Origin of the sequence: Bartonella sp. HY328, assembly GCF_025449335.1 — a bacterium.
Lineage (GTDB): Bacteria > Pseudomonadota > Alphaproteobacteria > Rhizobiales > Rhizobiaceae > HY038.
On the sequence record NZ_CP104883.1, the window covers coordinates 893,509 to 905,716 of the forward strand.

The 12,208-nt window shown below is 41.8% G+C and carries 11 protein-coding genes, 1 tRNA gene and 1 riboswitch; of the genes, 6 read left to right on the forward strand and 6 right to left on the reverse strand.

Translation table 11 applies throughout. The features are described 5' to 3' along the window. Positions 1-25: 25 nt before the first annotated feature. The 4 genes from N5852_RS03705 to N5852_RS03720 form a co-directional block, all read right to left on the reverse strand. Entirely contained in the window at positions 26-1,108 is a 1,083-nt protein-coding gene (locus N5852_RS03705) for an ABC transporter substrate-binding protein (protein WP_262099077.1), read from the reverse strand. 127 nt (positions 1,109-1,235) lie between these two features. Next, positions 1,236-1,955 (reverse strand): energy-coupling factor ABC transporter permease, encoded by a 720-nt coding sequence (locus tag N5852_RS03710; protein ID WP_262099078.1) that lies wholly within the window; start codon positions 1,953-1,955, stop codon positions 1,236-1,238. Positions 1,956-2,004: 49 nt separating this feature from the next. Next, positions 2,005-2,265: riboswitch (cobalamin riboswitch) on the reverse strand. Positions 2,266-2,386: 121 nt separating this feature from the next. Beyond that, positions 2,387-2,731 (reverse strand): antibiotic biosynthesis monooxygenase family protein, encoded by a 345-nt coding sequence (locus tag N5852_RS03715; protein ID WP_262099079.1) that lies wholly within the window; start codon positions 2,729-2,731, stop codon positions 2,387-2,389. Positions 2,732-2,892: 161 nt separating this feature from the next. After that, positions 2,893-3,519, reverse strand: a complete 627-nt coding sequence (locus N5852_RS03720; protein WP_182418625.1) for a TetR/AcrR family transcriptional regulator — start codon at positions 3,517-3,519, stop codon at positions 2,893-2,895. 497 nt (positions 3,520-4,016) lie between these two features. On the opposite strand from N5852_RS03720, the gene N5852_RS03725 reads away from it, so the two are divergent. Genes N5852_RS03725 through mnhG form a run of 6 tightly spaced genes read left to right on the forward strand, consistent with a single transcriptional unit; the run spans position 4,017 to position 10,139 of the window. After that, positions 4,017-6,947: a monovalent cation/H+ antiporter subunit A gene (locus N5852_RS03725; protein ID WP_262099678.1), complete on the forward strand. Its 2,931-nt coding sequence runs from the start codon at positions 4,017-4,019 to the stop codon at positions 6,945-6,947. A 1-nt stretch (position 6,948) separates the two neighbouring features. After that, complete coding sequence (locus tag N5852_RS03730; RefSeq protein ID WP_262099080.1) at positions 6,949-7,290, forward strand: Na+/H+ antiporter subunit C; 342 nt, start codon at positions 6,949-6,951, stop codon at positions 7,288-7,290. Beyond that, positions 7,290-8,912: a monovalent cation/H+ antiporter subunit D gene (locus N5852_RS03735; RefSeq protein ID WP_262099081.1), complete on the forward strand. Its 1,623-nt coding sequence runs from the start codon at positions 7,290-7,292 to the stop codon at positions 8,910-8,912. The genes N5852_RS03730 and N5852_RS03735 overlap by 1 nt, the downstream gene beginning before the upstream one ends. Then, entirely contained in the window at positions 8,909-9,412 is a 504-nt protein-coding gene (locus tag N5852_RS03740; RefSeq protein WP_262099082.1) for a Na+/H+ antiporter subunit E, read from the forward strand. The genes N5852_RS03735 and N5852_RS03740 overlap by 4 nt, the downstream gene beginning before the upstream one ends. Continuing rightward, complete coding sequence (locus N5852_RS03745; RefSeq protein WP_262099083.1) at positions 9,409-9,690, forward strand: K+/H+ antiporter subunit F; 282 nt, start codon at positions 9,409-9,411, stop codon at positions 9,688-9,690. Before N5852_RS03740 ends, N5852_RS03745 begins: the two co-directional genes overlap by 4 nt. Further along, complete coding sequence (gene mnhG, locus N5852_RS03750; protein ID WP_262099085.1) at positions 9,687-10,139, forward strand: monovalent cation/H(+) antiporter subunit G; 453 nt, start codon at positions 9,687-9,689, stop codon at positions 10,137-10,139. Before N5852_RS03745 ends, mnhG begins: the two co-directional genes overlap by 4 nt. 129 nt (positions 10,140-10,268) lie before the next feature. On the opposite strand, the gene N5852_RS03755 is transcribed toward mnhG, so the two are convergent. Together N5852_RS03755 and N5852_RS03760 are read right to left on the reverse strand one after the other, a co-directional pair. Beyond that, positions 10,269-11,624 carry a L,D-transpeptidase gene (locus N5852_RS03755; protein ID WP_262099086.1) on the reverse strand — a complete coding sequence of 452 codons (1,356 nt, stop codon included), beginning with the start codon at positions 11,622-11,624 and terminating at the stop codon, positions 10,269-10,271. Between the two features lie 251 nt (positions 11,625-11,875). Then, positions 11,876-11,950 (reverse strand) — tRNA-Glu (locus N5852_RS03760). Between the last annotated feature and the right edge of the window lie 258 nt (positions 11,951-12,208).

Consider the following 12,208-nt stretch of genomic DNA (forward strand, 5'->3'; position numbering starts at 1 on the left):
ACAATATTAAAATTGGTTTACATTTTTAATGGAGGTTATTGGGCGCTATTTTTGCCCCGCTCATTTGATTTTCTTGTATCTTGATAAGTGCATTTGCAAGCTGTTCTATACCGTCAATGGTATGGATTGAACCATTCATTGCTTGAGCATTTATAGTTATGATGCGCTGGTCTTTAACAGCATTCATCAGCTTGGTAACCGGATCACTTTGTAGGAAGTTAATTTTTACATCGGCATGATCGGCGGGAAAGCGTTTGCGCTGCATATCGGCAATTACCAAAATTGTTGGATTATCCTTAGCAATTGTTTCCCAACCCATGGTTGGCCAATCGAAATCCGATTGAGCAATATTTTTTATGTTAAGAGTTTTAAACATATAGGCAGGTGCGCCAAGACGTCCACCAATGAAGGGATCTGATTGCAGTGTGGAACTTGAAAACCACATAATTCCCGAAATATCTTTGATATTAAGGGATTTTGCCTTTTCAATTGCGGCTTTTTCTCGTGCCTTTAATGTTTCAATGACTTTATCACCACGCTCTTCCACGTCAAAAATTTGGGATAATTCATGGATTTCTTTATAGATAATTTCCATGTCAAAGGGGGTAGTGCGTAAACCATCATTGCCGGCAAGATTATCCTTACCCTCGCAATCTGCGGGCGATGTGTAAACTGGAATGGCTAGATCATCAAATTGGCTATAGGTTGCAGTTGCGCCAACTGGGCCAATTGTCCATTCATATTGATTGGCAATCATATCTGGCTTTTGGGCAACTACAGATTCAAAGCTTGGTTCATTATCAGCAAGACGTTTAATTTGTGCATCAATGTCTTTAAATTCAGGCATGACAGGCTCAAACCATAAGGCCGTGCCTTTAACCTTGTCACTAAGGCCTAAAAGGTAGAGAATTTCTGTGCTGGTTTGACCAACCGAAACCACATTTTGCGGCTTCTTTTTAAATTCTATAATTCGGCCGCAATTATTAAGTTTTAGTGGATATTGGGTAGAGGCAGCCTCTGCCGTGTTATTTAATGCGATAAGCGGTAAAATAACGAGCGAAGACAATGTTAAAACTTTTTGAAAAAAAGAAGATGTCGGGATTAGCATAGGTTTTCCGTAAGATTTTAAAATGAAGAAATAGCCGCATATAAAACCGCAGTGAAACGCCGCGATTTCAAAAGGGAGGTAAATCAAGGCGATTTACACTCCGGCTAATTAGAAAAATTTTGGGCTTTTAATTGATTGCTTGGTAAAGCCGTTGCTGAATAAAGGGGGAATTTGATAATTTATGCAGGCTTTTAGCGATGAATAATACCCCAAGATCAATGAGTGGTTCCACCAAGACAACGCTCATATAAGCAATAGCAAAACTGCCAATATTAACTGCTGTCTCGCTACTAAAGCCTTCGCCGTAAAATGCCCAAAACGCCACCCAAGCAACAATACCACCTTGATAACTGGTTGATAAAGCTAGGGCTTGTTTATAGCCTATATCTTTGTAGGCGCTATTTTGTGGAATGATTTTATTGGCAAGCCACGCCATAGCAAAAAGCGGCATCAATAGCGTTGTGACATTCATACCATATTGGGGAAGATCAAAGGGCGCAAAAAACAACCCTTGTAAGAGGAGACCTAATGTTAGTCCTATTGCAGTTGGAGCGGCACCAAAAATTAAAAATAATGATGATCCAAGGATAAGATGAACTTCTGAAACGCCCACTGGATGATGGGGGAAGATTTCAAAAAAAGTAAAAACAAGGGCAGTGGTAATGAGGCTGCGCGCCAAAAGAGATATGATACCACCATCTTTGCTTTTTTGATGAAAGCTATCAGAGGTTTTTTGAGGAAAAATTGTCCTTAATGCCAATTTGGCTGTAATTCCAAGAGCTGCAAATGCTGTTGCATAGCTCAAAATAATTTTAGCGCCGGAAACGACGCCCGGTTCAATATGCATTTTTATGCCTTCCTGCACCCACCGTGCAAAAATAATTGCGCAAAAGGCGAAACGCCTGATGATTGACGGCAGGTCTCCTGGCTTGCGGAATGGCGATGACAAACAACCTTCCCATTCATTGGATTGGCCTAATTTAAAGCTAATCTTAAACAGTGGTTTGCAGCTTTTACTGCACTATATTTGTTATCTACCGCTTACAGTTGCGGGGGCAGCCATGGCTTGGGTCCTTTATAAAGTTAACCCGTCCCATGTTCCCTATTAGTCCCCTATGAAGTCCATCATTCGGGGAACCGTCGCAGCTAGGTTAACTATTTCGCATAATAACGTCAATCAAATTCTTACTATTGTTACGATATAACATTACAATTGTAAAGAAGAAAAGGCGTTAAAACATAGTTGAATAGAATATTGCAAAATTTAAAAATTTAGTTTCATTGAGGATTAGAAAGCATTTTACAAGCAGCGAAACAATAATCGCGTTCCACTTTTGCAACGCGAACAAAATAATCTGAATAAAATTTGGACTTGCCAAGTTTTTGAGCAATTTGATGATCGATGTTGTTCTTCCATGATTTAATACTTGCTTCATCACGCCAAAAGGAATTGGTAATCCCAAAACCATTTTCATCGCGGACAGATTCAGCGCCAAGACAGCCTGTTTGTTGCAGTGCAAGCTCTACCATTTTTTCTGCTATTTGATGATATTCATCATCGCCAAGGCTCCGTTGCGATGAAAAAGCAACAAGATAATAAGGAGGAGGTGTTTTGGCGAACATTTTTAAATCCTTTGCTTAAATCAAAATCTGCAATTAAAGCAATTTTTTAAATATAGGATGAGAAAACAAGCGAGCCATTTTTTTACTTTACATTGAAAACCAATAAAAACTTATACTGATCTCCAAATACCTCGGAATAATTGTTTGATAAGATATAGATGCTATTTGCTTTTCTTTTTTAAACCGCGGCAGATGATTTTAATAAATTTACCAATCTGCTTATCTAGTAAGGCAGGGGGAACGCCTACATCTCGGCTATCAAGGCTAATGGATACAAGGCCGTGAATTCCTGAAAATATGGTTTGTGAAAAGAGCTTCACTTCTTCACTATCTGCGCCCTTCATCAATTCACCAAGCGGCTTATCAACCACTTGAAAAGGCCGTAATCTTTCATGCGATACCCAATCCGGAACAGGCTTATCTTGCGGCAATTGATGGTCGAATAAAGTGCGCCATAAATTATAATTATCACGGGCAAAATGATGATAAGCGCGCGCCGTTACAATCAGCATATCTTCAGCCGTTTGTGGTTGTTCATCATTAAATTCAGCTTCTATTGCGGTTTCAAGCCGCACCAAAGTTTTCGAGCTAACGCGTAATAATAGCTCATCTAGATCCGTAACTAGATTATAGATTTGTCCAAGACCAACGCCGATTTCATCAGCAAGCTCACGCGCTTTAAAACCGTTCAATCCCTTAGCGGCAATAGCCCGCTCCGCCGCGTCAATAAGGGCGATGCGTTGCTGTTCTCTTTTTAATGTCGTTTTAGCAATTTTTTCTTTAGCCATGAACGAGGTTCATATCATAATTAAGCATCAATTGCAAGTTGGGAAGAGTGTATTGCGATAAATTTGTTGTGTTTCAGCGAAATGCTTCATGATGGAGCTCAGTTGGTTTGGCAACTAAATTTAAAGCATATGGTCTAATCTATCTCCTTTGTCATGACACTATCATGTTTTTAGAACTATTTTATCCACAGGCAAAAAATATATCGCTTTTTCCTTAAAATATTCACCAATCGGCTGTATTTTTTGTTTAGAATAGGTTTTGTAAAACCAGATTTATTATCGTGAATTGCAAAATTTTAGATTCGCACCTAAGCCATAGGGTTTTCTTTGTTAATTTTTTTGCCAATTTACGTGAGTGTGAAATAATTTTGAAAATTTTGTTTTTAAAAAAATCATAACTTTCTTCTGGTAGATCATACTGATGCCGAATGGTGGCAAATAGGATTTAAATGATGGGATAGCGCTTTGTCGCTTGTAGTAATGGGGTTGATATAATGGTGACAACAAGGGAAGCGATGCTGGTTTTACTAATCCTGCTCCCCTTCATAGGCAGTGCAATAATTGGCTTTTTTCGCTCCACCGCTAAGAATAATGAAGCGTGGTTTGCAGGCTCTGTTGCGCTTTTTGGTCTGTTGCTCACTATCATGCTTTATCCCTCGATTATGAATGGTGATGCGGTACGCTTACAAATAGATTGGTTGCCGCAATGGGGAATCAATATTATTTTGCGGATGGATGGTCTTGCTTGGCTGTTCTTGCTGATGATCAATGGTATTGGCTTATTGGTTGTAATTTATGCGCGCTATTATATGGATCCGGCTGATCCCGTACCACGCTTCTTTTCTTTTTTCCTTGCCTTTATGGGGGCAATGACCGGTATTGTTTTATCTGGCAATATCATCATGCTGGTGATTTTTTGGGAATTAACCAGTATTTTCTCGTTTTTGCTGATCGGGTATTGGTATCATAATGCTAGCGCCCGTGATGGCGCGCGTATGGCCTTAACGGTTACTGGCCTTGGCGGTTTTGCCCTTTTGGTTGGTATGCTTTTATTGGGGCATATTGTTGGTAGTTATGATCTTGATGTGGTGCTAAAGTCTGGCGATATTATTCGCTCAAGTCCACTTTATTTGCCAGCCCTTATCCTTATTCTTTTGGGTGCGCTTACCAAAAGTGCGCAATTTCCATTTCATTTTTGGTTGCCAAATGCTATGGCCGCGCCAACCCCGGTATCGGCTTATTTACATTCAGCAACCATGGTCAAGGCAGGGGTTTTCTTATTAGTGCGGCTGTGGCCAGTGCTTGCCGGCACTGACGCATGGTTTTGGATCGTTGGTCTATCTGGGCTCACCACTTTATTTCTGGGTGCTTATTTTGCTATGTTTCAGCAGGACCTTAAAGGGCTTCTTGCTTATTCAACCATTAGTCACCTAGGGCTTATCACTACATTATTAAGCCTTGGCAGTCCGCTTGCTTGTGTCGCTGCGATTTTCCATATGGCTAACCATGCGACTTTTAAAGCGTCTCTTTTCATGGCGGCAGGTATTATTGACCATGAAACTGGCACGCGTGATATGCGCAAGCTCACTGGGCTTGCGCGCTATATGCCAATAACTGCGGCACTTGCGATTATTGCGAGTGCTGCCATGGCTGGTGTGCCGTTGTTAAATGGGTTTCTTTCCAAAGAAATGTTCTTTGCTGAAGCTATTGAAACCCATGTTGAATCGTGGCTTGATTTGGCAACACCTTATATTGCGACCATTGCTAGCCTATTTTCAGTTACTTATTCTGTCCGGTTTATCCATGGGGTATTTTTTGGGCCTAAACCTCAAGATCTACCAAAAACACCGCATGAGCCACCGCATTTTATGCGCTTGCCAATAGAGTTGTTGGTAGGGCTTTGTCTGCTTGTTGGCATTTTACCTAATTGGAGTATCGGGCCAGCCCTTTCAGGTGCGGTAAAATCTGTGCTTGGTAGTGCTACACCTCATTACAGCCTTGCCCTTTGGCATGGCTTTAATACGCCGCTGATTATGAGCTTAATTGCTCTTGTTGGCGGTATATTGCTTTATATAGTTGGGCGTCGTTATTTCCTTTCTTGCGAAGATGGGCCACCTTTTTTCCGTCATATCAAAGGTCAGAGAATTTTTGAGCGGGTTTTGGTTACTATTTCATGGAAATGGGCGCGTTGGGCTGAACAGTTTTTTGGTACACGCCGTTTGCAAACGCAGGTGCGCTGGGTGATACTTGTGCCGATTGCGTCTGTTTTTGCCGCCATTGCCATTATTGGTATTATGCCAGGTGATTTACCGCTAACCACGATTGATCCTGTTTTTGCGATCTTTTGGATTATTGGTGGTACATGCGCCCTTTGTGCTGCTTGGCAAGCAAAGTTTCACCGTTTAGCATCTTTGATGTTGGTTGGCGGTGCTGGACTTATGACATGCGTCACTTTCTTGTGGCTTTCTGCGCCGGATTTAGCACTAACCCAATTATTGGTGGAAGTCGTAACAACCGTTCTTTTGCTTTTGGGCCTACGTTGGTTGCCAAAGCGCTGGCAAGATCCAGATCCAATGCCTGCCGGACTATCAGCACGCTTTCGCCGTTTGCGAGATTTGTTAATTGCTATTATTGGTGGTTGTGGTTTGGCTTGGCTTTCCTATGCTATTATGACAAGGGGCGCTTTGGATGCCGGCGGCGATACTATTGCCGAGTTTTTCTTGAAAAATGCCTATGTTGGTGGTGGTGGCACCAATGTTGTGAACGTGCTTCTGGTTGATTTCCGTGGTTTTGATACAATGGGTGAAATATGCGTCCTTGGTATTGTGGCGCTGACGGTTTTTGCGCTTCTACGCCGGTTTAGACCAGCTTCTGAAAGTATTGAATCGCCCTCGCAGCAGCGTATTCAAACCGCATTTGATATTAATCAGCCAGAGCGTGAAGAAGGCGATACCTTGCAGGATTATTTGACCATTCCGCAAATAACCATGCATTGGTTATTTCCAGCGATTATTGGTCTTGCCATTTATATCTTTATGCGCGGCCATGATTTGCCGGGCGGTGGTTTTGCCGCCGGTGTTACCATGGCGATTGGCTTTATCTTGCAGTATCTTGCGTCTGGTACACGCTGGGTTGAAGATCATTTAACTATTTTGCCAGTGCGCTGGATGGGCTTTGGTATATGTGTTGCGCTTGCAACGGGCGTCGCATCGTGGTTTTTCGGTTATCCATTCCTGACCACCTATTTTAATTACCTTGAAATTCCCTTTATTGGTAAAATGCCAACCGCTTCTGCTTTATTATTTGATCTTGGGGTTTTTGCCTTGGTTGTTGGTGCAACGGTTTTGATGCTGATTGCGCTTGCTCACCAATCCATACGCCGCTACCGCGTGCGTAAAGAAGAAACCATTGTGAAAGAGGATAATTAATATGGAAATAATTCTCGCTCTTGCTATTGGTATTCTTGGCGGTTCTGGTATTTGGCTTTTATTGCGGCCACGTACATTTCAGGTGATTATCGGTCTTTCACTTCTGTCTTATGCGGTAAATATTTTTATTTTTTCGATGGGGCGATTAAAGATGAATGCCGCACCGATCACATCAAATGCCGGTAGCATTGATCCTACACAATTTACGGATCCTGTGCCGCAAGCCCTTGTTTTAACCGCTATTGTTATTGGCTTTGCCACCACAGCTCTTTTTCTTGTGGTATTGCTTGTTGCTCGTGGGCTTACCGGCTCTGACCATGTTGACGGAAGGGAGCCAAATTAATGGGAAACGCCCTTTATCATCTCATTATCATACCGATCATTTTGCCTTTGGCTGTTGCGGCAGTGCTGTTGTTTTTCGACGAGCGTCGCCATACGTTAAAATTGCTTTCAGCAATTATTACTAGTGGCTTGCTGGTGCTGGTGGCAATTGCGCTTATTGCGCGGGCTAAGGATATAACTCCTGGTGCTGATGTTTATTTGCTTGGCAATTGGGCTGCGCCTTTCGGTATTGTTTTGGTGCTTGATCGTTTATCGGCAGTTTTGCTTTTGCTGTCTTCATGCCTTATGCTTGGTTCGCTTGTTTATTCCTACACTCATTGGAATAAAGCAGGGCCGCATTTCCCCTCGCTCATGTTGTTTTTATTAGCCGGGGTTAATGGTGCATTCTTAACCGGCGATCTTTTTAATCTTTTTGTATTTTTTGAAGTGATGTTAACGGCTTCCTATGCATTGGCTTTGCATGGTTCAGGCAGTCGGCGTGTACGTGCAGGGTTGCATTATATTGTTATTAATCTGCTTGCATCGTCTTTATTTTTGATTGGTGCTGCCCTCATTTATGGTGTGACGGGCACTTTGAATATGGCAGATATTGCTGCCAAACTATCTGCAATTCCCGCTAATGATCTTATGCTTTTTGAAGCAGGCGCTGCTATTTTAGGTGTAGCCTTTTTAGTTAAGGCTGGTATGTGGCCATTAAGTTTTTGGCTGCCCGCAACCTATAGTGCCGCTCCTGCGCCAGTTGCAGCGGTTTTTGCTATTTTAAGTAAAGTTGGCATTTATGTTATACTGCGTTTATCAATTTTGATTTTTGGTGCAAGCGCCTCTAGCGTTTATGGTTTTGGTCATAATGTGCTGTTTTATGGTGGTCTTGTCACTATTCTTTTTGGTATTTTCGGCGTATTGGCTAGCCAAGCTTTATCTCGGCTTGCGTCTTATTGCATTTTAGTTTCTTCAGGTACTTTAATTGCCACCATTGGTACTGGTAATGAAGCCTTGATTGGTCCTGCGGTTTTTTATCTTATTACCTCAACACTTGCACTTGGTGCGTTTTTCCTTTTGGTTGAGTTAATTGAACGAGGACAAGATAGTGCGGCTAACGTTCTTGCCGTTACCATGGAAGTTTATGGCGATGAGGAAGAGGAAGAGGAAGACGAGGTTGGGCTTTATTTGCCAGCAACAGTTGCTATTCTAGGATCTTGCTTTGCTGTTTGTGCCATTTTGATTATTGGCATGCCACCTTTTTCAGGATTTCTTGCCAAGATCATGCTAATTTCAGGTCAGCTCAATGCGGCCGAAGCACCAACAGCCAAACATTTTGTTGGGCTTAGTGATTGGCTTTACGTTGCAGCTATTATTTTGTCAGGTGTGGCAGCACTTATCGCCATGACACGCGCTGGTATTCGAACATTTTGGGCGTCATTAGAGGGTAGTGTGCCAAGGGTGATGGTAATTGAAATTGCGCCAATTGCTGGACTTTTGTTAATCTGTCTGCTGCTTACCATTATTGCTGGCCCAACGATGCGTTATATGGATGTCATGGGAGAAAGCCTATTTAATAGCTATAATTATATTGGCAGTGTACTTGGCGGTGTCAATGAATTGGGTGGAGCAGGTGGATTATGATAAAACGTATTTTCCCTTTTCCTGTCCTAGCAGTTTCTATGATATTAATGTGGATGGCGCTTGCTGGTTTTACTCCGGGGCAGTTTATTATATCGCTTTTTGTTGCCTTTATTGGCAATCACGCTATGGCGCGTTTGGAACCAGATCCAATTAAAATAAAAGGCTGGCGTTTTGTACCGCTTTTAATTTGGAAAACTTTTTTAGATATTACCCAATCTAACATAGCTGTTGCATGGATTATTTTAACTGGTGGACGTAAAAAAGCCAATTCTGGTTTTATGATTATACCGCTTGAATTAAAAGATCGCACCGCATTAGCAATATTGGGGTGCGTATTAACGGCAACACCGGGTACTGCATGGGTCGCTTATGACACACGCTCCAATGAGCTTCTATTGCATGTGCTTGATCTTAGTAGTGAGGATCATTGGCGCGACCTTATTAAGAGCCGCTATGAAAGCCTACTTCTAAAAATATTTGACCAAGGAGAAGCTATATGAGCTATAACATTCTATTTTGGGCTCTCCTTGTTTCCCAAGCTATGGTAGGGCTTGCAATCTTACTAGCATCATACCGCCTTATATTTGGGCCGCGCGCGCAAGATCGGATTATGGGGTTAGACACGCTTTATGTCACGGTAATGATCATGTTGCTGCTTTTTGGTATCCGCACTGGAACAGCTATTTATTTTGAGTCGGCACTGGTTATTGGCATGCTTGGTTTTGTTTCTAGCATCGCTTTAGCGAAATTTTTAATGCGCGGCGAGGTGATCGAATGAGCGAAGAACTTGTAAAAGATTTACCTATTTGGGCAGCTCTTCTCATTGCCTTTTTTATGGTTTTGGGCAGTAGCCTAACATTGCTTGGCTGTGTTGGTCTTATACGATTTAAAAATTTTTATGATCGTTTGCATATGCCAACATTGGGCACGACTTGGGGTGTTGGTGGCATTATTATTGCGTCAATATTGTTTTTTACCATGACCAGCGGTCGTTTGGTCATTCATGAATTGCTGATCACTGTTTTTATTGTAGTTACTACGCCGGTAACCTTGATGATGCTTTCGCGCGGCGCTCTTCACCGTGATCGCAGTAATGATTGGCGTGATTTGCCGCCAGAATTATTTGATCTTTATCGTGCGCCAAAGGAAGAAGCTGCAGAGGTTACACCCATTGCTGAAGAAAAAGCAGATGAGCGCCCGCAATTTCCTGAATATCATAGCTCTTGATATCGCCTTTAAGTAATTATCGGTTTGAAGTTTTAATCTAAACTATAAACAAAACATTTTGCTAAAAAAAATAAGGGTGCAAAACGATTATTCATTTTGCACCCTTATTTGTTTTATTTCACTGTTATTTTAGTCAACGAATTGGACAACGACACCTGGCTTAATCAATTTTGCAAGTTCTTGCGCATCCCAATTGGTTAAACGAATACAGCCATGACTAGAGGTTTTGCCAATGCGTGATGGATCAGGCGTTCCATGAATACCATAGGTTGGCTTTGAAAGTGCAATCCAAACCGTGCCAACTGGGCCATTAGGGCCCGGTGGAATGGTCAATACTTTGTTATTTTCACCCTGTTTGAAATTGATTTTCGGGTTGTAGGTATAATTGGGGTTAAGTGCAATGCGCTTTACCTCCACTGTGCCCGATGGTGATGGATTATCCGATGACCCGATGGTTGAGGGGTAGGCAACTACTAATTTGCCAGCCTCATCATAACCACGAACTTGCTTGCGAGCTTTATCGGCAATGATAAAGGAAACTGCTTTGCGCTTTGGCAAAAGCAAATTAGGCACATTGATAACCACACCAGGTTGGCGGAAATTTACCCCTGGATTAAGTTCTTGCAAATAACGCTCATCGATATGAAAGCGTTCAGACAACATTTCAAGCACAGATGTGTAAGCCATAGAAGGCAGTTGCGCTTTTAACGCATAATCATTTGGGATTGATGCAACATAGAATTGCCCAACATCCTCATTGGTAATGGTATAAGTTGTAAATGCGGCGCCGCCAGTTGCTTGCAAAGCTGCTTCAATTGCAGGTCCATTATTCGGGTCAATAAATTTGCCGGTCAATTGGCTGGCTGCTGCGGCTGCCTTGTCAAAATTACTACCAGGTGCGCCATCGATAACCCCTGATGACGCGCCAATGCGACTCATTAATACTTGCAATGACGCGATTTGTCTTTTACCTTGCGCGCCTTTGGGCATTTCAATTGCTGGTGTATCAGCGTCTGGTAAGCCGCCATAAACACTTTGTGGCACATTATGCGGAGTATAGGTTTGGTCACTACTACCATTTGGATAATTTGATGGACGATAATTTGATGGGCCATCAATGGAAGCGGTGGTATTTGGATCAACAGCAGGGCGTGGTGTTGGCTGCGGCCGATATTGTGGGCGCGGCGCATTTTGGTATTGCTGTGGATATTGCTGGCGTGCTGGCGGTTGGTAATAAGGGTCTTCCTCAGGCGGATAATAACCATTATTGCCTTGTGTTGGCTGTTGATATTGGTTGCCATAGGGGTGGGGATATTGATTGCCATAGGGCTGCGGTGCAGGAGGATAATAGTCCTGCGCAGTTGCAAAATGGCTTTGTGCTATTGCGCTTAATCCAATAAGCGAAACAAGCAGAACACGACTTTTATTAGCGCTAAGGATTGAAAATCCCGTTTCATTTTGTCGCTTTAAAGGTTTTTTGGTCATATGTTTTCAACCATATTTCATTTTGAATATCTGATGTAGATATTCATTAATCTTTATTCCAGCAGTTAGGTGGCGGATATCCGCTTAAAACTACCTTGGCTTAAAGTTTACTATAGGCAATTATGGTTAATAATTTGTCGCGTGGAAAAAAATATTAAGACAGATTTTAATAAAAATTCAGTTCAGCACATTTTCGCGATTGAAACCCCGGCTTTTGCCGTTTTTAAAATACTATTTTAATATGAGGTAATTGGTACGCCTAAGGGGAATCGAACCCCTGTTACCGCCGTGAGAGGGCGGCGTCCTGACCGCTAGACGATAGGCGCACGGTATTTTTGCTGTATAGGCTTGTTTTATGGAAAAGGCAATGCGTATTTTTAATTTTTAAAATGATCATTTTGTTAAAAAACGAAATTAATATCTTTAACAAGATAAATATTTTGTATATTAGAATATTATTTATTAATAATTTGATTGAAATCAAAGACACCCATAAAATAATTTTATATTTTATCATAATAAAATTAAATTATCTTATTTTAAGAAAATGTTTTATATCTAAAACGGTTTAAAAAGCAACTCAA